This is a genomic window from Micromonospora trifolii, assembly GCF_050516465.1.
Lineage (GTDB): Bacteria > Actinomycetota > Actinomycetes > Mycobacteriales > Micromonosporaceae > Micromonospora > Micromonospora trifolii.
Genome location: NZ_CP191526.1, coordinates 2240213 through 2261764, shown reverse-complemented (window position 1 = coordinate 2261764; position 21552 = coordinate 2240213). Strand labels below are relative to the sequence as shown.

General features: G+C 73.0%; 20 protein-coding genes. 9 read left to right on the top strand and 11 right to left on the bottom strand.

What is annotated here, in order from left to right; translation table 11 throughout:
- Positions 1-40: 40 nt before the first annotated feature.
- The 4 genes from egtB to ACQRWP_RS10435 form a co-directional block, all read right to left on the bottom strand.
- Complete coding sequence (gene egtB, locus ACQRWP_RS10450) at positions 41-1378, bottom strand: ergothioneine biosynthesis protein EgtB (protein WP_430503174.1); 1338 nt, start codon at positions 1376-1378, stop codon at positions 41-43.
- Between the two features lie 140 nt (positions 1379-1518).
- Positions 1519-2754, bottom strand: coding sequence for an ergothioneine biosynthesis glutamate--cysteine ligase EgtA (gene egtA / locus ACQRWP_RS10445; protein WP_430502048.1), 1236 nt, complete (start codon positions 2752-2754; stop codon positions 1519-1521).
- A 158-nt stretch (positions 2755-2912) separates the two neighbouring features.
- Positions 2913-3737 carry a hypothetical protein gene (locus ACQRWP_RS10440; protein ID WP_430502047.1) on the bottom strand — a complete coding sequence of 275 codons (825 nt, stop codon included), beginning with the start codon at positions 3735-3737 and terminating at the stop codon, positions 2913-2915.
- A 16-nt stretch (positions 3738-3753) separates the two neighbouring features.
- Entirely contained in the window at positions 3754-4386 is a 633-nt protein-coding gene (locus ACQRWP_RS10435) for an RNA polymerase sigma factor (protein WP_430502046.1), read from the bottom strand.
- A 533-nt stretch (positions 4387-4919) separates the two neighbouring features.
- Between ACQRWP_RS10435 and ACQRWP_RS10430 the strand changes: the two genes are divergently transcribed.
- Together ACQRWP_RS10430 and ACQRWP_RS10425 are read left to right on the top strand one after the other, a co-directional pair.
- On the top strand, positions 4920-6287 hold the full coding sequence (locus tag ACQRWP_RS10430; RefSeq protein WP_430502045.1) for a protein kinase domain-containing protein: 1368 nt from the start codon (positions 4920-4922) through the stop codon (positions 6285-6287).
- Positions 6288-6398: 111 nt separating this feature from the next.
- Positions 6399-7661: a nucleotide sugar dehydrogenase gene (locus ACQRWP_RS10425; protein ID WP_430502044.1), complete on the top strand. Its 1263-nt coding sequence runs from the start codon at positions 6399-6401 to the stop codon at positions 7659-7661.
- Between the two features lie 107 nt (positions 7662-7768).
- On the opposite strand, the gene ACQRWP_RS10420 is transcribed toward ACQRWP_RS10425, so the two are convergent.
- From ACQRWP_RS10420 to ACQRWP_RS10405, 4 genes are all read right to left on the bottom strand, one after another.
- The gene (locus ACQRWP_RS10420) at positions 7769-10243 is read right to left on the bottom strand and encodes an ABC transporter permease (RefSeq protein ID WP_430502043.1); all 2475 of its coding nucleotides are present in this window, start codon (positions 10241-10243) and stop codon (positions 7769-7771) included.
- A 147-nt stretch (positions 10244-10390) separates the two neighbouring features.
- Positions 10391-11056 (bottom strand): response regulator, encoded by a 666-nt coding sequence (locus tag ACQRWP_RS10415; protein ID WP_430502042.1) that lies wholly within the window; start codon positions 11054-11056, stop codon positions 10391-10393.
- Positions 11053-12273, bottom strand: a complete 1221-nt coding sequence (locus tag ACQRWP_RS10410; RefSeq protein ID WP_430502041.1) for a sensor histidine kinase — start codon at positions 12271-12273, stop codon at positions 11053-11055. Before ACQRWP_RS10410 ends, ACQRWP_RS10415 begins: the two co-directional genes overlap by 4 nt.
- 47 nt (positions 12274-12320) lie before the next feature.
- Complete coding sequence (locus ACQRWP_RS10405) at positions 12321-13028, bottom strand: DUF305 domain-containing protein (RefSeq protein WP_430502040.1); 708 nt, start codon at positions 13026-13028, stop codon at positions 12321-12323.
- Positions 13029-13167: 139 nt separating this feature from the next.
- On the opposite strand from ACQRWP_RS10405, the gene ACQRWP_RS10400 reads away from it, so the two are divergent.
- The 7 genes from ACQRWP_RS10400 to ACQRWP_RS10370 all read left to right on the top strand — a co-directional run bounded on the left by ACQRWP_RS10400 (position 13168) and on the right by ACQRWP_RS10370 (position 19279).
- Complete coding sequence (locus tag ACQRWP_RS10400) at positions 13168-14613, top strand: LVIVD repeat-containing protein (protein ID WP_430502039.1); 1446 nt, start codon at positions 13168-13170, stop codon at positions 14611-14613.
- A 155-nt stretch (positions 14614-14768) separates the two neighbouring features.
- Positions 14769-15980: an SLC13 family permease gene (locus ACQRWP_RS10395; RefSeq protein WP_430502038.1), complete on the top strand. Its 1212-nt coding sequence runs from the start codon at positions 14769-14771 to the stop codon at positions 15978-15980.
- Positions 15981-16142: 162 nt separating this feature from the next.
- Positions 16143-16298, top strand: coding sequence for a lasso RiPP family leader peptide-containing protein (locus tag ACQRWP_RS10390; RefSeq protein WP_396721051.1), 156 nt, complete (start codon positions 16143-16145; stop codon positions 16296-16298).
- Positions 16299-16325: 27 nt separating this feature from the next.
- Positions 16326-16940 (top strand): ABC transporter ATP-binding protein, encoded by a 615-nt coding sequence (locus tag ACQRWP_RS10385; RefSeq protein WP_430502037.1) that lies wholly within the window; start codon positions 16326-16328, stop codon positions 16938-16940.
- Positions 16937-17803: an ABC transporter permease gene (locus tag ACQRWP_RS10380; RefSeq protein ID WP_430502036.1), complete on the top strand. Its 867-nt coding sequence runs from the start codon at positions 16937-16939 to the stop codon at positions 17801-17803. Before ACQRWP_RS10385 ends, ACQRWP_RS10380 begins: the two co-directional genes overlap by 4 nt.
- 1 nt (position 17804) lies before the next feature.
- A complete protein-coding gene (locus tag ACQRWP_RS10375) occupies positions 17805-19001 on the top strand; it encodes an asparagine synthase-related protein (protein ID WP_430502035.1) in 1197 nt (398 codons plus the stop codon).
- Positions 18998-19279, top strand: a complete 282-nt coding sequence (locus tag ACQRWP_RS10370) for a PqqD family protein (RefSeq protein ID WP_430502034.1) — start codon at positions 18998-19000, stop codon at positions 19277-19279. The genes ACQRWP_RS10375 and ACQRWP_RS10370 overlap by 4 nt, the downstream gene beginning before the upstream one ends.
- On the opposite strand, the gene ACQRWP_RS10365 is transcribed toward ACQRWP_RS10370, so the two are convergent.
- From ACQRWP_RS10365 to ACQRWP_RS10355, 3 genes are read right to left on the bottom strand one after another with little or no spacing between them, the layout of a single operon-like run.
- Positions 19267-19725 (bottom strand): lasso peptide biosynthesis B2 protein, encoded by a 459-nt coding sequence (locus tag ACQRWP_RS10365; protein WP_430502033.1) that lies wholly within the window; start codon positions 19723-19725, stop codon positions 19267-19269. The two genes, ACQRWP_RS10370 and ACQRWP_RS10365, sit on opposite strands and share 13 nt — an antisense overlap.
- Positions 19718-20659 (bottom strand): nucleotidyltransferase family protein, encoded by a 942-nt coding sequence (locus ACQRWP_RS10360; RefSeq protein ID WP_430502032.1) that lies wholly within the window; start codon positions 20657-20659, stop codon positions 19718-19720. Before ACQRWP_RS10360 ends, ACQRWP_RS10365 begins: the two co-directional genes overlap by 8 nt.
- On the bottom strand, positions 20656-21534 hold the full coding sequence (locus tag ACQRWP_RS10355; protein WP_430502031.1) for a hypothetical protein: 879 nt from the start codon (positions 21532-21534) through the stop codon (positions 20656-20658). The genes ACQRWP_RS10360 and ACQRWP_RS10355 overlap by 4 nt, the downstream gene beginning before the upstream one ends.
- Positions 21535-21552: the final 18 nt, after the last annotated feature.

The window sequence follows — 21552 nt, the reverse complement described above, 5'->3', positions numbered from 1 at the left end:
CGCCCCCGGCCCGCCGTCGGGCCGCCGGTCGTGCGGCGACTCACGGGTACGACTCGTCCGGTCGCGCGTCCCGAGCGCAGCGGAAACCGCTGAAGATCTGCCGGCGGATCGGATAGTCCCAGTTACGGAAGGTGCCCCGACAGGCAGAGCGGTCGGTGCCGAACGAGCCACCGCGCAGCACCCGGTAGTCGCCGCCGAAGAAGACCTCCGAGTATTCGCGATAGGGGAACGCGGCGAACCCCGGATGCCCGCCGAACGTGGTCGAGGTCCACTCCCAGACGTCGCCGATGAGCTGGTGCACACCCAACGGCGAGGCACCGGCCGGGTACGCGCCCACCGGCGCCGGCCGCAGATGGCGCTGATCGAGGTTGGCGTGCGCCTCGGTCGGGTCGTCGTCCCCCCACGGGTAACGACGCGACCGCCCGGTCGTCGGATCCCACCGGGCCGCCTTTTCCCACTCCGCCTCGGTCGGCAGCCGCTTGCCGGCCCACGCCGCGTACGCCTGCGCCTCGTACCAGCACACGTGCACCACCGGCTCGTCGGCACGCACCCGCGCCCGCTGACCGAAGCGCCGGTACGACCAACCGTCGCCGTCCGGACGCCAGTGCATCGGCGCGCTGAGCTGCTCCCGAACCCGATGCTCCCAGCCCGCCGGGCTCCACCAGCGCTCATCGGTGTACCCGCCGTCGGCGATGAAGGCCGCGTACTGGCCGTTGGTCACCGGGTAGGCGTCGATGACGTACGCCGGGAGGTCGACCCGGTGCGCCGGACGTTCGTTGTCCAACGCCCACGGATCGGTGTCGGTGCCCATGGTGAACTCGCCGGCCGGCACCAGCACCTCCGCGCCGACCCGGACCGACGGCTCGGGCGGCGCCGGGGCGTGCAGCACCGCCGGCCCCGAGCGCAGCTGATGGGTGGCGAGCATGGTCTCGTCGTGCTGCTGCTCGTGCTGCACGATCATGCCGAAGGCGAACCCGTTGGCGACCAGCGGCCGATCGGTGAAGGCCACCGCGTCGAGCAGGTCGTGCACCTTGTCCCGAACGGTGGCCAGGTAGGCACGCGCCTCCGCGGGCGGCAACAGGGGCAGCGCCGGGCGGTCCCGGCGCGGTTGCTTGAACGCGTCGTACAACTCGTCGATGTCACACCGGACCGGCTCCCGGCCCCCGACGTCCCGGACCAACCAGAGCTCCTCCTGGTTACCGACATGGGCAAGGTCCCAGACCAGCGGCGACATCAGCGGTGAGTGCTGGCGCGTCAGGTCGGCGTCGTCGACCACTTCGGTCAGCAACGCGGTGCGGGCCCGGGCCCGCGCCAACTCCACCGCGATGCGGTCGCGCAACTGCTCCCCGTCGACACGACCCGCCTGCGAGGCTCGCAACCCCGGCTCACTCCTCGCGCTCACCGAGCCGCCTTCCGTTCGCGCCTGCGAGGCTCGCAACCCCGGCTCACTCCTCGCGCTCACCGAGCCGCCTTCCGTTCGCGCCTGCGAGGCTCGCAACCCCGGCTCACTCCTCGCGCTCACTGGTCTCTCCTCTCTGCGGCGGCCAGCCGCTGGCGTACCCCTCGCTGGATCTCGTCGTGGGTGCTGGCCGGCAGCTCCAGTCGGGGCAGGGTGGTCAGGGCCAGGTCGAGCAGGGCCGCCGCGGCGGCGGCCAGGGGCGGGTCGGCCAGGCCGCGCCGGGCGGCGGCCGACCAGCGGTGCGCCACCGGCGTGGCGATCGTGTACGCCTCGCGCACGGTGCCCGGGTCGCCGAACAGGGCGGACAGCACGGCCAGTGGCAGCCGCCAGTCGCGATCGGGTTGGGCGTCCAGGTAGCGCAACTCCAGGTAGCCGCGCGGCCGCACCGGCGGAAAGAGGGTGCTGACGTGGTAGTCGAGGTCATCGGTGGTGGGCGGTTGTGGCAGCGCGCCGTCGAGCCAGTCGGCGAAGGTCACCCCGGGCGGCGCGGCCCAGTCGGCGCTGTGCCGGCGCAGACAGAGCAGCGGCGCGGCGAGCACGTAGCTGACCCAGGCGTCGGTCGGATCGTCTCCGGCCCGGGCGGGCGACCAGACCGGGCGGGTCCGAGCCGGGTCGATGGCCAGCCAGGCAGCCATCCGGGCGGAGGCCCAACCGGTGCGCCGCCCGGCGTGTCGAGCGGCGGAGGCGAACGCCGCGAGCAGTGGGGGCCCGACCGCGTGGGCCGCGGCCCAGCGGTCAGCGATCTGGTCCGACTCACCGGCGTCGAGGCAGATCTGCAGGCCGGCGGTGCTGTACATCATCGTGCGGCCGGCCGGGCCGTGGCGGTCGAAGGCTCCGCGCATCGCGCGGTAGCGGGGGGTTTCCACCACCGGGCGGGGCCGTCGGTGGGGGTCGATGCCGCTGCGGCCGAGAATCAGCCCGGCGGCGGCCAGCAGGTCGTTGACCTGGGCGATGTCGGCTTCGGTGGCGCGGATCAACGCGGCGACCGAGGGGCGGGGCGGGGTGGAGATCTCCAACTGGCCACCCGGCTCGAGGGTGACCATGCCGCCGTGTCGCAGCGGCTCGGCTGGGCTGGTGGCATCCAGCGTGGCGGGGCTGTGCCGCCCCAGCGCCACCCGCAGCCGCGTCGCGTCGACGGGGCGGGCGGGATCGGCGGCGTCGTGCACGGTCCATTCCAGTTCGACGCCGGTGTGGGTGGGTGGGCCGGTCTTGAAGCAGATCCGGGCGAGGTGTCGAACTGCGGCTGCGGACTCGCGCAGGATGGCGCTGCGGTCCAGGTCGGATGACGTTACCAAGGGTCGGGCCCCCTCTCCGGTGCGCCGGGTCCGGCACACTGTGCCACCGTAAACCCACCCACCGACACCGTCGGGGGCGTGCACGGCGCCACCAACCTCTGTCTAACAGACGAATTTCCGGAGCAGGGCGGAACCAAACCGCTCCAACCGCCGACCGGTCAGCCGCCGCCGGGGTGGCCCCGTCCCGGCGGTGACGGTGGTGCCTTCGCCGACTCGGAAGGCTTGCCCTTCGCCGACTCGGACGGCTTGCCCTTCGCCGACTCGGACGGCTTGGTCTCGGGCACCAGCCGCTGGCAGTACGCCTCGACCTCGGCGGGGCCGCCAGCGGCGGTCACCAGCCTCTGGAAGGCCGGCGTGCGCAGTGCCTTCTCCCGCTGGTCGGGTTTCTTGGCGAGCCACGCACGGCACAGCCCGTGCAACTGGCCGGCGGGGGCGGAACTGGCCGACGGCGTGGCGGTGACGGGCGACGGCACGCCCGGCGACGGGGCGCCGGGGGCCACCGACCGACCGGGCTCGGCCGACCGCTGGGCGCTCTGGTGGGGCGAAGCTGACGGGCGCGACGGTGCCGGTGCGACCGGGTCCGGCGCTCGGTCCCGGGTGACCGCGGCGAAGGCGGCCCCCGCGGTGGCGGTAGCTGCCACCGCGCCGATCCAGGCCACCGCGCCGGTGGTCATCCGGCGTCGGCGTGGCCGCTGCGGCACGGCCGGCGCCGGGTTGGCCCGGGCGGCCCGGAACGCGGCCACCGCGGCCTCCTCCCCGGCCAGCTCACCGGGGCGGACGGGGCCGGCCGCTGCGGCGAGCAGCGCGGCCACCGGCTCGGCCGGGGACACGTTCGGGGCGCTCAGGTGCACCTCGGGTGAGGTCGCGTCCGCTTTCGTGGGCGTGGCGGAGTGGCCCTGATCCAGCGTGGCGTCCACCCGGGCGTGGGCAGAGTCGAGCAGCCGCTCGGTGTCGGCGTGGTCGGCCCGCCGGAACGGGTTCATCGGGAGTCCTCTCACGTCAGCCGTCCGCCGGTTCGACGTGCGATGCCCGCAGGGCGGGGCCGCTCCCCGTACGCGGCGGCGGCACCCCCTCGACCCCGACCGACGACTCGGCCGGGCTCTGCCGCTCCAGCAGGACCGCGAGCCGGCGTAGGCCGCGGTGAGCGGCGGTCCGCACGGCGCCGGCCCGGCGGCCCAGCACCCGGCCGGCGGATCCCGCGTCCAGCCCCATCACGGCCCGCAGCAGGACTGCTTCGGCCTCCCGGGGCGGGAGGGTGGCGATCAGCGCGAGCGCGGCCTCGGTACCGATCGTCTCGCTGGCTCGCTCGGCGGTGTCCGCGTCGCTGGCGAGTTCGACGAGCGCCTGCACCGGGACCGGGAGCGAGGGGCGGCGGCGCATCCGACGCAGGTGGTCCATTGCGCGGTTACGGGCGATGGTGACCGCCCAGGCCCGGAACTCGCCCCCGGTGAAGCCGGGCAGGTCACGGGAGATCTGGAGCCAGGTCTCGGAGGCGACGTCCTCGGCGTCGGCCCCGACGAGCGCGGTCAGGTACCGCAGCAGCCCGGGCTGGAGGCTGCGGTAGAGGGAGCGGAACGCCTCCTCGTCTCCGGCCTGCGCGGCGCTCACCACCTTCGACAGGTCGGCGGTCATGCGCGGCCCACGCAGCGTTCGGGGCGTGTCGGCCCGGCCAGCCGGGCTGGCGCACGCCATGCGGCACGAGTCGTACGCCCGTTCAGCACCCGCACCGCACCGCCCTCCACCGCTCTGATTGTGCCCGCGACGATTGTCGGGGCGGCGTGTCCGGGGCCAACGCCAGGGTGGTCGATCGGCGCGCTGCCCGCCGAGGTAGCCGGGAGGGCCCGAGCCGGGCTAACGCTAAGAGGGGGCTCACGACGCGACAAGTCGGCGTGTGTCACGGAAGAGTGACAATTATCAACCCGGCCCGGCGGCGCGTCGTCGTAACGGCCAGTGCGCAGCCGACGCCAACCACGTCTGGAGGCGGTTTCTTACCACCATCGACGACCCGGACGACGGAAATAGTCGCTTTTTGTGACACCACAGATCCGCAGCGTCACGGATGTCGAGCGTCCACACAGGTCAGGCCGGATCAGCCAGTCTTTACGGGCCGCCCGGCGGCCCGGCCACGGCGCGCCGCCCCTCGCCACTCTAGGTACGGTAATGCGGTGTTGTCATCGGAGGTCGTGCTCAGCGGTCGCTACCGCTTGGACGAACGTGTCGCCACGGGCGGCATGGGCGACGTTTGGCGTGCCTCCGACCTGATCCTCGGCCGGCAGGTCGCGGTCAAGGTCCTGCTACCGGCACTGGTCTCCGATCCCGATTTCATCGCCCGGTTCCGCGCCGAGGCCCGGATCATGGCAGCGCTGCGACACCCCGGCATCGTGCAGGTCTTCGACTGCGGCGCGGACGACCTCCCCGACGGCGGGCGGGCGGACTACCTCGTCATGGAGTTCGTCGCCGGCGAGCCGTTGTCCAAGCGGATCGAGGCGGCCGGGCGGCTCGACGTGGCCGAGACGATGTCGATCGTGGCCCAGGCTGCCGCAGCGCTCAACGCGGCGCATCGCGGGGGCATCGTGCACCGCGACGTGAAGCCCAGCAACCTGCTGGTGCAGGAGGACGGCACTGTCGTCCTGGTGGACTTCGGCGTGGCCCGCTCCACCGACATCACCAGCATCACCAGCACCAACGCGGTGCCGGGCACCGCGCTCTACATGGCTCCCGAGCAGGCGGCCGGTCGGCCGGTCAGCGGTGCCACCGACATCTACGCCCTGGGCGCGGTCACCTACTGCTGCCTCACCGGCAGTCCGCCGTTCACCGGCGACAATCCGCTCCAGGTCGCCGTGCGGCACCTGGACGACGAGCCACCGGAGCTGCCGCACGACATTCCGGAGGCGGTCCGCGCCCTGGTGTCGCGGGCCCTGGCCAAGGATCCGCTGGAGCGGTTCAGCAGCGGAGCAGCGATGGCCGAGGCCGCTCGGACGGCGGTCACCGGCGGCGAGCCGCCGACGGCGATGGCCGGGCCGGTCGCGCTGCGCGACGCCGGGCCGGGCACCCGCACGGACGTGCCAGCCGGCGCTGCGGTGGCGGACGGGCGCCAGCGACGGCGGGGTCCGCTGGTCGGCGCGGCGGCGGCCATGCTGGTCGCGCTGGTCGGGCTCGGCGCGGCGCTGGCCGCGACGCGCAACGCCAGCGAGGATCCGGCGGTCAATCTGCCGACCACCTCGCCGACGGTGGCGCCGAGCGGCCCCGTCAACCCGCCCGCGGCGAACGAGCAGATCACCAGCGTCGAGCCGGGCCGACCGGACCGGCCGAACGCCCCCGGCAACTCCCCGTCGGCCTCGGTCTCCGCCACGCCGAGCCTGCAACCCAGCCAGACGGTCGCCCCGCCGACGCCAACGGTGGGCGTCACCACGGCGCCGCCGACCAGCGCGGCGCCCACGACGGGCGCGCCGCCGACGACCGGCGCCCCGCCGTCTGATCCACCCCCCACCTCCACCGTGCCGGTCGATCCGGAGGTACCGGCGGGCGGTTGAGTCGACCGCGACAGTCCCACCAGCACCGATATCCCCAAAACGGACTTACGTCGCCGAAGACGCCTCTAGGCTCTCAGCAGGCCATTTACACCATCTGCTGCGGGAGCCTGGGTGAGCGCTGAAAAGCTGGTCGTGATCGGTCAGGGGTACGTCGGACTGCCGCTGGCCATGCGGGCCGTCGAGGCGGGGCTCGACGTGGTCGGTCTCGACGTCGACGCCGACCGGGTGAAGCGTCTCGCCTCCGGCGAGTCGTTCGTGGAGGACATCTCAGCCGACCGGCTGGGCCGAGCGTTGGGCAGCGGCCGCTACCACCCCAGCACGGAGTACACCGACGCTGACGGGTTCGACATCTGCGTCATCACGGTGCCGACCCCGCTGCGCGACGGGACCCCGGACCTGAGCTTCGTCGAGCAGGCCGGCATCGGTATCGGCCCGTACGTTCGCCCGGGCTGCACGGTGATCCTGGAATCGACCACGTACCCGGGCACCACCGAGGAGCTGCTGCGCCCGTTGTTGGAGTCGGCCAGCGGGCTGACCAGCCCCGGCGACTTCCACCTCGGCTACAGCCCGGAGCGGATCGACCCGGGCAACCCGACCTGGCGACTGGAGAACACCCCGAAGGTGGTCTCCGGTGTGGACCCGGCGTCGCTGGCCCGGGTGGACGAGTTCTACCAGCGCCTGGTGGAACGCACCGTGCCGGTGGACTCCACCCGCGTCGCCGAGCTGACCAAGCTGATCGAGAACACCTTCCGCCAGGTCAACATCGCGCTGATCAACGAGCTGACCATGCTCTCGCACCACCTCGACATCGACGTCTGGCAGGCGATCGACGCCGCCTCGACCAAACCGTTCGGCTTCCTGCCGTTCCGGCCCGGCCCCGGCGTCGGCGGGCACTGCCTGCCGATCGACCCGTGCTACCTGTCCTGGCAGGTCAAGCGCCGTCTCGGTCGGCAGTTCCGCTTCATCGAGCTGGCCAACGACGTCAACCACGAGATGCCCGAACACGTCACGCAGCGGATCATGGGAGGGCTGAACCGGGACGGCCGGGCCGTCAGCGGCGCCCGACTGCTGCTGCTGGGTCTGGCGTACAAGAAGAACACCGGCGACATGCGCGACTCCCCCGCCGTGGACGTGGCCCGCCGGTTGCAGGCCCTCGGCGCCGAGGTGCACGCCGTCGAGCCGTACGCCGAGGCGCACCAGATCCCCGCCGGGGTCACCGTGGTCGGGCTCACCGAGCGGGAGGTGCGCGCGGCCGACGCGGTGGTGGTGGTCACCGACCACGACACCTTCGACTACGACCTCGTGGTCAAGCACGCCCGCTACATCTTCGACACCCGCAACCGGTGCGTCGGCCCGATGGTCGAGCGCCTGTAGACCCGGCACCGCTGGCCGGTCCCGCCGCCGGGGAAGATGGCGGGACCGGCCGGCGGATGTCCGTCCGTCGCCGGGGTCGGGCCCGGCTGGTCCGGACCGCGACCGGCTCACTGGTCGGCGAGCGCCTCGACGACCGGGCGGGACAGCGCCCGGCGGGCCGGCAGCACCGAGGCGAGCAGGGCGGCGAGCACCGCGACGCCGAGGATCAACCCGAGCTGGCCGAGCGGCAGCACCACGTGGAAGTCGCCGCCGAGGCGGTCCAGCAGGGCCATCGTGGACGCGCTGACTCCGGTGCCGAGCCCGACCCCGAGCACCGCGCCGACCAGCGCCATCAGCACCGCCTCGACGGCGAGCACCGCCCGCATCCGTCCTCGGGTGAGCCCGACCGCCCGCAGCACGGCGTTCTCCCTGGTCCGTTCGACCACCGACAGGCTCAGGGTGTTCGCCACGCCGACCAGGGCGATCACCACGGCCAGGCCGAGCAGCGCGGTGACGAAGGCGAGCAGCATGTCCACAGTGCCGGTGAGCATCTTCTTGTACGCGCCCTGGTCCATCAGGTTCACCGTCGGGTAGCGGCCCAGCACCGTGGTGATCGCGTCGCGGGCGCGCTCGGGGCTCACCCCGGCGGCGGGGTCGATCTCGGCCAGGTAGCCGCGCTGGGCGGGGAAGAGCGCGGCGAAGTCCTGGTCGGACAGGTCGATGACGTGCCCCGCGGGCACGTCGCCGCCGGGGGTGTCGTCGGTGACCACTGCGGCCACCCGGAACGACCTCCCCCCGACGGTCACCGGGGAGCCGACCTGCCAGCCGCGGGCCAGTGCCAACTCGCGGTGTACCAGCACCTGTCCCGGCCCGACCCGCTCGGCGTCGCCGGCCAGCACCCCGCTCAGCGTCCGGCCGACCAGCGCCGGGTGGGCCGCGCGGATCTCGACGTCGTCGACGACAGTGCTGCGCTGCTCGTGCACCACACCCAGCTCGGGGCGGGAGGCGAGCTCACCGACGAGCGCGGCCGGCAGATCCTGACCGATTCCGCTGACCACGAAGTCCGTTCCGATCTGGGCGTCCACGCTGCGTTCGATGCCGTCCTTGGTGCTGCGTGCGCCGACCATGAACGCCGAAACCAGTCCGATGCCGATTACCAGCGCGGTGGCCGTCGCGGCGACCCGCCGTGGGTTGCGCACCGTGTTGCTGACCGCCAGCTCACCGATGGTGCCGAGCACGCGACGTACCGGCCAGCCGAACACCCGGGCCAGCGCCGGGACGAGCACCGGCCCGAACAGCACGATCCCGAAGAAGGTGAGCACCCCACCGACCGCCACCAGTAGCAGCTGACCGGCGCTGGCGGCACCGGCCAGCGCGGCCACACCGACCGCGAGGACCACCGCGCCGACGCTCAGCCGTACCCGACCAGCACCCCGGCTGGGCTGCACCGCGGCGTCGGTGAGCGCGGCCACCGGGGCGATCCGCGTCCCCCGCCAGGCCGGCAGCAGGGCGGCGCACACGGTGAGCCCGGTGCCCAGCAGCAGGCCGGTCAGCACTGTCGAACCGGTCACGGTCAGCCCACCGGTGACCGGCACGTCCAGTCGGGACAGCAGCAGCCGCAACCCGGCGGCGAGGGCCACCCCGAGCAGCACCCCGAGCGCGGAGGCGACCAGCCCCAGCACCGCCGACTCCAGCAGGGTGGACCGGAAGACCTGTCCCCGGGTGGCGCCGATCAGGCGCAGCAGCGCCGTCCGTCGGGTGCGCTGGGCCAGCACGATCGCGAAGGTGTTGGCGATCACGAAGCCGGCCACCACGATCGCGACCCCCACGAAGATCAACAACAGCATGCGGAACTGGTCCACGTTGCGGACCGCGTCCTCCACGGCCTCGTCGAGGATCTGCTGGCGACTCTTCACTGTGGCTTCGGCGCCGGACACGGCGCGTACCTGCTCGGTCAGCGCCGCGACGTCGACGCCAGGTCGGGCCGCCACCATGATCCGGCCGTAGCCCCGCTCGCCGGTGAGGGTCAACGCGTCCGGCCCGATCAGGCCGACGAACGGACCGCCGACGTCGCGGGCGGTGCCGGCGACGTCGACGGTGCCGACCAGGGTGTACGGGCGGGCCGCTCCTCCGGTGGCGCCGATCCGGACCGCAGCGCCGAGCCCGAAGCCCTGCTCGGCCGCCGTCGGCGCGTCGAGCACCACCTCCCCGGCTCGGTCGGGCAACCGGCCGGCCACCACGTCGTACGAGCGCAGCGCGTCCTCGGTGGGGATGGCGACGAGCATGGTGAAGCCGAGCACCGGCCGACCGTCGGCGCCGACGATCCCGGCGGTGTTGGTCAGCTCACCGGAGGCGGCGGCCACCCCGTCGACCGCCCGCACCCGGTCGATCAGTGCCGGGGGCAACACCTCGCGGCCGGCTGAGTAGACCCCCAGGTCGGTGTGGCGGTCGAAGGTGCCGGCCCGCTCGTACGCCCCGGAACGCATCCCGTCGACGAAGATCATCGTGCCGGCGACGAACGCGACGCCGAGCACGACGGCGAGCGCCGAGAGCAGCATGCGCAGCGCCTCGGCGCGCAGCGAACGCAGGGTCAGGCGGATCATGCGGGGCTCCCGGTGCAGGTGGCGGAACGGACCCCTCCGACGCTATGGCCGGCACCGGTCTGTCGATCTCCACCTGCGCGCTCGACCTGTGTGCGCCCCGGGTCGCGGTGCGCACGCCGACCGCTACTACCCAGGTCGTACGCGGCGTCATCCGCCGGGCGTGACCAGCCCGCTCTCGTACGCCAGGACCACCGCCTGGACCCGGTCGCGCAGCTGGAGCTTCGCCAGGATCCGCCCGACGTGGGTCTTCACCGTCGCCTCGGCCACGTGCACCTGGGCGGCGATCTCCGCGTTGGACAGCCCCTGGGCGACCAGCAGCAGCACCTCACGTTCCCGTTCGGTGAGCTGCGCGATTCGAGGGTCGGCGCTCGGGGCGGCGCCGAGCTGACCGGCGAACCGGTCCAGCAGGCGCCGGGTGATCGACGGAGCCACCACCGAGTCGCCCTGGGCCACCACCCGGATCGCGGCCAGCAGCTCCTCCGGCGGGACGTTCTTGAGCAGGAAGCCACTCGCCCCGGCCTGGAGCGCCGCGAACGCGTCCGCCTCGGTGTCGAAGGTGGTCAGCACCAGCACCCGGGGTCCACCCTCGGGCCGCTCGGCGCACAGTCGACGGGTCGCCTCCACCCCGTCCATGGTGGGCATCCGGATGTCCATCACGACCACGTCGGCCTCGGTGCGGGCGAGCACCCGCAGGGCGTCCGCGCCGTCGATCGCCTCCCCGACGACCTCCAGGTCGGGCTGGGATTCCAGCACCATCCGGAACCCGGCGCGGACCAGCGCCTGGTCGTCCACGATCACTACCCGGACCGTCATGCCGCGATCACCTCCGTTGCCGGCTCTGACGGTAGCGGCAGCCGAACCTCGACCTGCCAGCCCCCGGTCAGCCGGGGACCGGCGGTGAGGCTGCCGTCGTACACCGTCACCCGCTCCCGCATGCCGAGCAGGCCGTGACCGCCGGACGGCGCCGGGCTGACCAGCGGGCGGCCGCGACCGTCGTCGACCACCCGGACCACGACGGCCTCGGCGGTGTACGACAGGACGACCTCGACGCCGGCTCCGACGCCGGCGTGCTTGAGCGCGTTGGTCAACGCCTCCTGCACCACCCGGTAGACGGTCAGCTCCAGGCCGGGCGGCAGGGCCGGTGGTTCACCGGTGACGGTGCTGCGGACGTGCAGACCGGCGTCGTCGAACCGGGCCAGCAGGTCGGGCAGCTCGGCCAGCGCGAGGCGTCGGTGTTCGGGGTCGGCCGCCACCGCCAGGCCGTCGGCCCCGTCCGAGCCGGCCGGGCCGGCGTCGCGCAGAACGCCGACCAGGCGGCGCATCTCCTCCAGCGCCTGCCGGCCGGTGTCCGCGACCACTTTCACGGCGGTGCGCGCCTGGGCGGGGTCACGGTCGAGCATGAACCGGGCCCCGTCCGCCTGGACGATCATCACGGCCATGCTGTGGGCGACAACGTCGTGCAGCTCACGAGCGATCCGGGTGCGCTCCTCGGCGACCGCCGCCCGGGACTCGGCCTCCCGCTCGCGTTCCAGGGTGGTGGCCCGCTCCTCCAGGCTGAGCACGTAGAGCCGGCGGGTCCGCACGTTCAGCGCGACCAACCACACCGCGCCGGTGACCAGCGCGTACCACAGCGCGGTAGCCCACCACTGGATGACGTTGGGGGTCTGCGCGGCGGCCAGCAGCACGCCGACGGCCGCGACCGCGCCGGCCAGTACGCCGTCGCGCAGCCGACGGCCGTACTTCACCACGCTGTAGAGCGCGATCAGGACGGCCACGTCGTAGATGAGCGGACCCCAGCGGGCGATCACCTGGATCAGGGCGAGCGCCGCGACGGCCACCGTCACCGCGCTCGGGTGGGTGCGGCGGAACAGCAACGCCACCGCCATCCCCAGGCCAACCGCCGTGGCCGCCCAACCGCCCGGCTGGTTCGCCGCCGCGGCCAGGGAGACGAGGACCACCAGCGCGGCGACGGCCACGTCGAAGGCGACGCCGCGCAGCGGGCGACCGAACACTGTGCGTCTCACGGTCACCCAGCGTACGTGTCGGGACGCTCGGCCCTCGCGCCCCGCGCCCGGGGTCAGCCGCCGAGGACCTGGCGCATGCGGTCGATCTCGACGGTCTGCTCGGTGGCGACGGAGTTGGCGAACTCGTTGAGCGTCAGGTCGGAGCCGACCGTGAGCAGGTTGGTGGCCATCTCGATGGCGCCCTGGTGGTGCTCGGTCATCATGCGGACGAAGAGCCGGTCGAAGTCCGCGCCACGGGTCGCGGCGAGTTGCCGCATCGCCTCTGGCGACTGCATGCCGCGCATGGTGCCGTGGTCGTGCCCCTGCACCTCCGCGGGGAGGCCACGGGTCTGCAGCCAGCCGCGCATCATGCCCATCTCCGGTCCCTGGCTGGCCCGGATGCGCTCGGCGATGGCCCGGACGTCGGGGTCGGCGGCCCGGTCGGGGGCGAGCTCCGCCATCGCCAAAGCCTGCGCGTGGTGCGGGATCATCATCCGGACGAACCAGACGTCCAGCGAGTTGTGCGGGGCGGGACCGGCGTCGCGGACCTCGTGCGCCGGGCGGGTGGCCGCCGTCTCGCCCGGACGGCCGGGCGCGATGACGGTCAGGTCGGTGGGGACGGGGCTGGCCGTCGGCGACGCGGCGGAGGTGGCGGGCGCGGAGACCGGCTGTGGTGCGCTCGTACCGGTGTCGCCGTCGAGGCGGATCACCATGAACACCACCAGCGGCAACACGAGAGCCAGTGTGACGACCGTCAGGATGCGTGCGCGCCGGTTGGTCATGGGCCACTCCCTGCAGTCGAGGTCACCGCGATGTTATCTATTGAAGAACCCGCTTTCATGTGATCCAGCTCACATCGACGTTCTTCGTCGGACGGTAACGTGTCAACCATCGTCTCCCCCTTGCGAAGGGCCCCCGCCGATGATCAGATTCCACAAGCCACGGTTACGACAACTGCGTGTCGTGGCGCTCGCCACGACCGGCCTCCTCGTCGCCAGCGCCCTCGTCGCCCCGGCGAGCAACGCCCAGACGGTGCCGCAGGCGGCCCCGGCCCCCGCGCTCACCAACACGATCCCCGGCGTCGACGAGATCGTGAGCAGCCCCAACCTGCGCCAGATCGCCAACGTGCCCAAGGTCGCCCCACTGGACGCGACCAACAGCGACATCGCCTTCCAGGGCAAGTACGCGTTCGCCGGCAACTACAACGGCTTCGTCATCTACGACATCTCGCGGCCCAGCGCCCCGACGGTCAAGGCCCGGGTGCTCTGCCCGGGGTCGCAGAACGACATCTCCGTCCACGGTGACCTGCTCTTCCTCTCCACCGACTCGTCCCGCAGCGACGACTCCTGCAACAGCACCACGCAGGGAGCGGACGTGAAGGGCTCGTGGGAGGGCATCAAGGTCTTCGACATCAAGGACAAGGCCAACCCGCGCTACATCAAGTCCGTCGAGACGGCCTGCGGCTCACACACCCACACCCTGGTGCCGGGCAAGGACCGCAAGGCCATCTACCTGTACGTCTCGTCGTACAGCCCGCGGGCCGAATTCCCGGACTGCCAGCCGCCGCACGACTCCATCTCCATCATCAAGGTGCCGGTGAAGAAGCCGACCGACGCGGCCGTGGTCGCGACGCCGAACCTCTTCCCGGACGGCGGCTTCCCCGGCAGCCAGACCGGCTCGGCGACCACCGGTTGCCACGACATCACCGCCTACCCGTCGAAGGACCTGGCCGCCGGCGCCTGCATGGGTGACGGCATCCTGCTCGACATCAAGAACCGCGAGGCGCCCCGGGTCATCAACCGGGTCCGGGACGAGGTCAACTTCGCGTTCTGGCACTCAGCCACCTTCAACAACTCCGGCACCAAGGTGATCTTCACCGACGAGCTGGGTGGTGGCGGGGCGGCGACCTGCAACGAGACCGTCGGCCCGAACCGCGGCGCGGACGCCATCTACGACATCGCCGGCCGCGGCGACGCCCGGACGATGACCTTCCGCAGTTACTACAAGATCCCCCGGGCGAACGCCGACACCGAGAACTGCGTGGCGCACAACGGCTCGCTGATCCCGGTGCTCGGCAAGGACATCATGGTCCAGGCGTGGTACCAGGGTGGCATCTCGGTGTTCGACTTCACCGACTCGGCCAACCCGAAGGAGATCGCCTTCTGGGAGCGCGGCCCGCTCTCGGCCGACACGTTCGTCGGCGGCGGCACCTGGTCCGCGTACTACTACAACGGCCACATCTACTCCAACGACATGGTGAAGGGTCTGGACGTCCTGGAGCTGAACGACTGGCGTACCTGGTCGGCCAAGCTGACCCGTTACCAGGAGCTCAACGTGCAGACCCAGCCCAGCTACCTGGGCTGGTAGGCACCGCGCACCACACCGGGCCCGGTCCCCGATCTTCGGGGGCCGGGCCCGGCCCGTATCGGCGGCAGGGGTCGAGCCGGGCGAAACCGTGGGGTCCGTCACCAGGGCAGGGGTTGCGAAACGGCTGGCCAGGCCCTGTGCCAACGTGAACAGACGTGACAGTTGCCGCCCCGCCCGAACCGACCACGCGCTGGCGGCCCCACCCGCTGGACCTGGTGGCGGCAATCCTTGCCGTGGTCGGGGCGGCCTGCGCGCTGAGCGGGCTGCTCCCCCGCACGGAGACCACCGCCACCCTGCACCGGATCCTGCCGCTGCTCCTGTTCCTCGGCACCGTGATCGTGCTCGCCGAGCTGACCGCCGTGGCCGGCGTCTTCGACGTGCTGGCCAGCCGACTGGCCATCGGCTCCCGGGGCAGTTGGGCGGTGCTGTTCCTGCTCTGCGGTGGTCTCGCCACGCTGACCACCCTCGTGCTCAACCTCGACACCACCGCCGTGCTGCTCACCCCGGTGCTGCTCGCGCTGGCCCGGAACCTGCGGATCCCCGCCGCTCCGCTCGCCGTCACCACGGTCTGGCTGGCGAACACCGCGAGCCTGCTGCTGCCGGTGTCCAACCTGACCAACCTGCTCGCCACCGACCGGGTCGGGCTGGCACCCCTGGCGTACGCGGCCCGGATGGCGTTGCCGCAGCTCGCCGCCGTGGCGGTCACCATGGCCCTGCTCTGGTTCGGGTGGTGGCGGCGGGAGCGGCCGCTCGGTGGGCGTTTCGTCCCGCCGACCCGGCACGTGCCGGCCGACCCGGTGCTGCACCGTACGGCGCTCGCCGGTTGCCTGATCTTCGTCGCCGGCATCCTCGCCGGCGTGGAGATCGAGATCGCCTCCACCGTCGGGCTCGCGCTGGTACTGGTCGGGTTCCTGGTCCGTTCCCCCGCCACGCTGCGCCCAGGGCTGGTCCCGGTGCGCCTGCTGTTCTTCGTCACCGGCCTGTTCCTGGTGGTGCAGACCCTCGGCCGGCACGGGCTGGACGACCTGGTCGGCACCCTGGTCGGCGCCGACGGTGGCGCGCTGGGCGCCCTGCGCGCCGGTGGCACCGGCGCGCTGCTCGCCAACGCGGTGAACAACCTGCCCGCCTACCTGGCCGGCGAGTCGGTGCTGCCGACCGGTGACCACACCCGCCTGCTGGCCCTGCTGATCGGCACCAACGTCGGCCCACTGGCCGCCCCCTGGGCGTCACTGGCCACCCTGCTGTGGTTCGAGCGCTGCCGGGCGGCCGGGGTGACGGTGCCACTGACCCGATTCGTGCTGACCAGCACCCTGCTCGCGGTCACCGCCACGCTCGCCGCGGTCGGCGCGCTGCTGCTGGTGAGCTGAGCGCCGCGTGCTCCAGGAGCCGGCCATACGCCGCCGAGCCGCACACCGGTCGAATGAATTTCGGACTTCTGCGAGTTTGGACCTACACGTCGTGTTATAGCCAAGCCGGGGTAGATGACCGCTTATGCTGGCCAAGACACCGATATGAGCAGGGGAGAACCGATGATTTCGCATCGCGAGCTGGACACAGCAGAGACGACCGTCCCGGACTATCGGCCGCCGACAATCCAACGCCTGGGCACGCTCGCCGAACTGACCAAGGGCGGCACGGTGGGCCCTGACGACGGCCTGGGCGGCGGGGGCGACGGCTCGCTCTGACCGGCCTCACCAGTGGGACCACCGCCGATGCTGGCGATCCGTCGGGCCCAGCGTCGGTTCGGCCGTCGGGTGATTTTCGCCGACCTCGACCTCGACGTCCCGGTGGGTGCCCGCCTCTTTCTGGGCGGCAGCAACGGATCAGGCAAGACCACTCTGCTGCGGTGCCTGTCCGGCACGCTGACTCTCAGCGCCGGGCAGGCCACCGTCGGCGGCCACCCGGTCGGCTCGCTGCCCGCCCGCCGCCTGACCGGCGTCTGCCTCGCCCCGGAGCAGGGCCTGTACGAGAAGCTGTCGGCACGGGAGAACCTGGCTCTCATCGCCCGGCTCCGGCTGCCGCACCGAGCCGTCGCCCCGGCTGTCGCCACGATGGAGCAGGAGCTCGACCTGACCGGCTATGCCACCCTGCCGATGGAACGCTGCTCGGCGGGGATGCGGGCACGGGTGAGCATCGCGCGATCCCTCATGGCCGGGCCCGCCCTGCTGCTGCTCGACGAGCCTGGCCGGTCGCTGGACGACAGGGCACGGCTGCTGCTGTGGGAGGCCCTGGACCGACGACCCGAGCTGACCTGCGTGATCGCGTCACACCACGCCGACGACCGGCGCCGGTGCCATTCCGCCGTGACACTCGCGGTGGCGCCATGACGCCGACCGCCTCGGCCTCGACCGCCAGCCGCGCCACCGACCGCCGGGCCGGCAGAGCGGGCCGGGCCACCGCGCTCGGCATGGTCCTCGCCCTGGTCCGCCGTGACCTCGGCGACCCGCAGCAGTTCCGGCTTCCGCTCCTGCTGGACCTGGCGTTCGGGGTGGTGAACCTGGTCGTCTTCCTGTTCATCTCGCGGGTGTTGACCCCGTCCGCCGGCACCGACCTTGCCCGCTCGCCCAGCTACTTCGACTTCGTGGCGGTCGGCATCACCTTCCTGCTCGTCCTACAGGCGGCCAGCACGCAGTTGACCAGTCGGGTGATCCGGGAACAGCGCAGTGGGACGCTGGAGTTACTGGCCGCCCAACCCGTCCCGGTCTCGGCGCTGGCCATCGGGACCGCCAGCTACCCGTTCCTCTTCGTCCTGCTGCGCTCCGGCGTCTACCTGGCGATCCTCGGCACCGTGCTCGGCCTGCGTACCGAGGATGCCGACTGGTGGGGCGTGCTGGTGGTGCTGGTCGCCGGCACCGCGGCCATGATGGGCGTCGGCATCGCCCTGGCAGCGTTCACCGTCGCTGTCGGGCACGGCGACGGTGCCGCTCGACTCTTCGTCGTCGGGCTCGCCTTCGTCTCCGGCACGTACTTCCCGGTCTCCGAGCTGCCCAGCCCGGTGCCCGAGCTGACCATGGTGCTGCCCAGCCGGATCGCCCTGGACGGGCTGCGTTCCGCGCTGGCCGGCGGAGAGTGGGCCGGGACGGCCAGCGCGCTGCTCGCGACCACCGCATTGTTGCTGCCGGCGTCAAGCTGGGCGTTCGGTCGGGCGCTGCGGATCGCCGCCCGCCGCGGCGTCCTGAAGCGGGATTGAGGTGACCTTGTTCCGCCCTACCTCCTTCGACATCTGCACCGGAACGGTGCTGGGCGTCGACCCGCCGGCACCGCGCCGGCACCTGCCGACCGGTCTGCCCGACCCACTCGGCGCGCTCGACGCCGCGATGCTCGCCGGTCTGTCCCGGCCGCCGTGCGTGGTCAGCTTTTCCGGCGGGTTGGACTCGTCGCTGGTCCTGGCGGTGGCCGTCCGGGCCGCTCGCCGGGAAGGGCTGCCGGACCCGGTGCCGGTCACCTGGCGGTTCACCGGGGCACCCCGGGCGGACGAGTCGGACTGGCAGGAGCGGGTGATCCGAGCGTTACGGGTCGGCGGGTCGTGGCAGATCCTGCGGGCCGACGACGAGCTGGATCTGGTCGGGCCGGTGGCCCGCCGGCTGCTGCGCCGGTACGGGGTGGTCCACCCGGTCAACCTGCACCTGCACCTACCTATCGCCGAACTGGCCACCGGTGGCTCGCTGCTCACCGGTGGAGGCGGTGACCAGGTACTGGCTGGGTGGCGCCGCTCGCCGGCCACCTCGCTTCGTGCCCGCCTGGGATGGCTACGGGACACGGTGCGTACCCGGCAGCGGTCGACCGAGTTGTTCGGCTGGCTGCGCCCGGAGGTGGCCCGGAGTGTGCACCGGGCGTCCCGCGCGGAGGAGCGGGCCGAGCCGCACCGGCTGCGGCAGCGGATCGCCTGGCACACCCGGCGCCGGGACCTGAAGATGACCTGCTCGGCGCTGGCCGCCCTGGCCGGTGATCATCAGGCCACGGCTATCCAACCGCTGCTCGACGAGCGGTTTCTGGCCGCACTGGCGCTGCACCGCGGCTATCGCCGGGGTGTCAGCCGGGATGAGCTGCTCGCGGAGATCGTCCGGGATGCCCTGCCGGCCGTGGTCACCGCGCCGCGCCGGAAGGCCAGGTTCCGTGAGGTGTTTCTCCGGGAGCCGACACGGGAGTTCGTGCGCTCCTGGGACGGCACCGGCGCCGACGCGGATCTGGTGGACCCGGACGCGCTGCGCGCCCTGTGGTCCCGCTGGCCGATCCCCGGGGGTACCGCCAGCCTGGTGCAACAGCTCTGGCTGGCCGCGAACCCGGGCGGCGCCACCGAGCCGGCCAGCCCCACCCGGCTGACCGGTCCAGTGACCCGGCCGGTCCATTCGGCGGGTCCCGACACCGACGTGGAGGTCAGGTCGTGACGCAGCAGGAGATCGTGCACCGGGTCGACCCGGATCGGGTGGCCTGGCGGGTCGCCGGCGACGAGGTGGTCGTGCTGGACACCGGGAACTCCGTCTACTTCGGGTTGGCGTCCTCTGGCGCGCTGCTCTGGCAGCGGCTGGCGGCCGGCGCCACGAGCACCGAGCTGGTCAGCACGCTGGTGGATGCCACCGCGGTGGACCGGGAGCGGGCCCGTGCCGACGTGGCCGCCTTCCTGGACGATCTGCGCGGGCACGGGCTGCTGCTTCAGAGCACCTGACCCGGCCCCGCCAGCCAGTGCTCGGGCGTCGGGCGGCGCAGGATCTCCGTCATCTCCTCCCGCTCGGCGTCGGTCTCGCCGTCCAGCCAGGCATGGGCGTGGAAGCCGGTGCTGGGCGGTGTTACACCGATCACCACCGCGCGGCGGATCCGCTGACCGGCGTACCAGCGTTGCAGCACGAGCGACCGTTGCAGGCAGTTGGCTTCGGTGCGGCGCAGCACGCCGAGCACGACCTGACGGTGGGCCGCCGCGCCGGGCGGTGCGGCCGGCAGCCGAACGGACGCCAGGTCGCCCCGGGTGAGCTGGCGGCGAACCGAGCGCACCGCGCGGGCCGTCCACAGTGCGGTCCGCACCGCCGGCAACCCGCCCCGCCGGACCAGGCGCACCACAGCGCGCAGCGGTGATCCCGCCCGGCCGGCCGCCGTGGCTGCCCTGCCGTCAGCCACCGTCATTCCCCTGCTGCCGAAGGCGCTCTGCGCCGCGCAGCTCGGCCAACGCGGCCGGAAGCCGCCCGGTCTTGCGGGCCAGCCGGGCCAGGTACGCCAGCAGCAGCCCGATCGGGCCGTGGCGGGCCACCCGGCTGCCGTGCCGCATCGACGCCGACGTCGGGAACATTCGCGGACCGAGGTGGCGCAACCGACCGCGCAGGGTGGGCAACTCGGCGAGTTCGGCCATCACCACGGCCTCGGGTGACGCTCGGTGGGCCCGCAGCCACACCGCCGCCGGGCTGACCCGGGGCAGGCCCAGCGCCGCACCCAGCGCCGCGCCGGCCGGTGCCAGGCTCAGGCCGAGCGCGAACGACGGGACGGCGCCGGTCCGTGCGGCCAGGGTGGCCGCGGCCCGCCAGACGTCGGCGGGAAGGACGTCCAAGGCCCGCAACAGATCGGTACGTGGCCGGTCGGACCGCCCCGGCGCGGCGGCGTGCAGCGCCACCAGCAGTGCGGTGCCCGCCTCGTCCGGTACGGCGACGGTGCCGCCGGCCAACGCGATGCGCTCTGTCGAGCCGGCCAGCGCGGTCCACAGGGCCTCGGGGTCGGCCACTCCGTGGAACCCCCGGTGCAGGTCGACGGTGAGTGGCAGCGCGCCGGGCAGTCGCCAGGGTCGCTCGTACCACTGCGACCGGCGGTCGGGGCGTCCCTCCGGGAGTGCGCTGCGGCAGCCCAGGTCGGCCAGCGCCCGCTGGGCCCGATCGAACGTCGCGGGGGCGACGAGTAGGTCGACGTCGGTGTAGACGCGGTGCCGCTCCTGGCCCAGCCGGTGGGCCAGGCCGGCGCCCTTGAGCAGGATGGCTTCAACGCCCCGCTCGGCCAGCGCCGCGCTCACGGTCACGGCGGCCGTGTCGAGGTTGAGGCAGCGGATCGCCTGCGGCAGCGCGGTCACCGGGGCGCCCCCACGGTCTGGCCAGCGAAAATGGTGTCGGCGAGCAGCCAATGGGTGTGGTCGAGAGCGGCCCAGTCGCGCGGGCGGGTCAGGTCCCAGGCCGGCAGGGCAGCGATCGACAGCAGCGCGGCCGGATCGGAGCGCAGGTGGCCGAAGGACCGTTGGCCGGCAAGCCGGGCCAGCAGGGTGGTGCCGGGCAGTCGGGTCAGGGTGACCGCTTCACCCCAGCGCAGGAAAAGCCAACCACCCAGTGGGACGCGGGGCTGGATCGGGGGCAGCCCGACGCGCAGCCGATCCCCCGCCCGGACCGGCCAGGTGGGCAGCGTCGCGCCCGGCACGGGCTGCCGCAGGTCGACGCAGCGAGGGCCGGCGAAGGCTTCGGTGCCGTCGACGACCAGGATGTCGTCGGTCAGGATCGGCACGCCCCGGGCTGCGAGGGCGGCGAGCAGGCTGCTCTTGCCCGCCGTACGCGGGCCAAGCAGCGCCCAGGCCCGACCGGCGAGCACGAACGCTCCGCTGTGGAACGTTTCCCGCCCGGCCCACCGGTTGACGGTCGTCGCCACCGGCGCGAGGTACGGGTGGGCCAGCACGTCCGGGGTGAGCGCAGGGCCATAGAAGGTGGCGGTGCCCCCCAGCCGGTCGAGGGCGAGGGTCCGCCCGTCGGCGAGGACCCGGGTGCCCCGTCGGTTGTCGAGCGGCACCGGCGGCGGTGGCGGCGCGTCGATTTGGCGGACCCGCACGGTGGGCCACCCGAGCGCGGCACCCTCGGCCGGCAGCAACTCGGACACCTTGTCCAGGCCGTGCACCCTCAGCCCGTAGACGCCTCGTCCGGGTGTCGACATGGTCTCCCCGCTCATCGCCTGCTCAACGATCATGGTCGACGACGCGATGCG

Excerpts from the sequence above, each read along its gene's own strand:
- ACQRWP_RS10440 (WP_430502047.1), bottom strand. The coding sequence starts at position 3,737 with ATGAACCCGTTCCGGCGGGCCGACCACGCCGACACCGAGCGGCTGCTC.
- ACQRWP_RS10435 (WP_430502046.1), bottom strand. The coding sequence starts at position 4,386 with ATGACCGCCGACCTGTCGAAGGTGGTGAGCGCCGCGCAGGCCGGAGAC.
- ACQRWP_RS10420 (WP_430502043.1), bottom strand. The coding sequence starts at position 10,243 with ATGATCCGCCTGACCCTGCGTTCGCTGCGCGCCGAGGCGCTGCGCATG.
- ACQRWP_RS10415 (WP_430502042.1), bottom strand. The coding sequence starts at position 11,056 with ATGACGGTCCGGGTAGTGATCGTGGACGACCAGGCGCTGGTCCGCGCC.
- ACQRWP_RS10405 (WP_430502040.1), bottom strand. The coding sequence starts at position 13,028 with ATGACCAACCGGCGCGCACGCATCCTGACGGTCGTCACACTGGCTCTC.
- ACQRWP_RS10400 (WP_430502039.1), top strand. The coding sequence starts at position 13,168 with ATGATCAGATTCCACAAGCCACGGTTACGACAACTGCGTGTCGTGGCG.
- ACQRWP_RS10390 (WP_396721051.1), top strand. The coding sequence starts at position 16,143 with ATGATTTCGCATCGCGAGCTGGACACAGCAGAGACGACCGTCCCGGAC.
- ACQRWP_RS10385 (WP_430502037.1), top strand. The coding sequence starts at position 16,326 with ATGCTGGCGATCCGTCGGGCCCAGCGTCGGTTCGGCCGTCGGGTGATT.
- ACQRWP_RS10380 (WP_430502036.1), top strand. The coding sequence starts at position 16,937 with ATGACGCCGACCGCCTCGGCCTCGACCGCCAGCCGCGCCACCGACCGC.
- ACQRWP_RS10355 (WP_430502031.1), bottom strand. The coding sequence starts at position 21,534 with ATGATCGTTGAGCAGGCGATGAGCGGGGAGACCATGTCGACACCCGGA.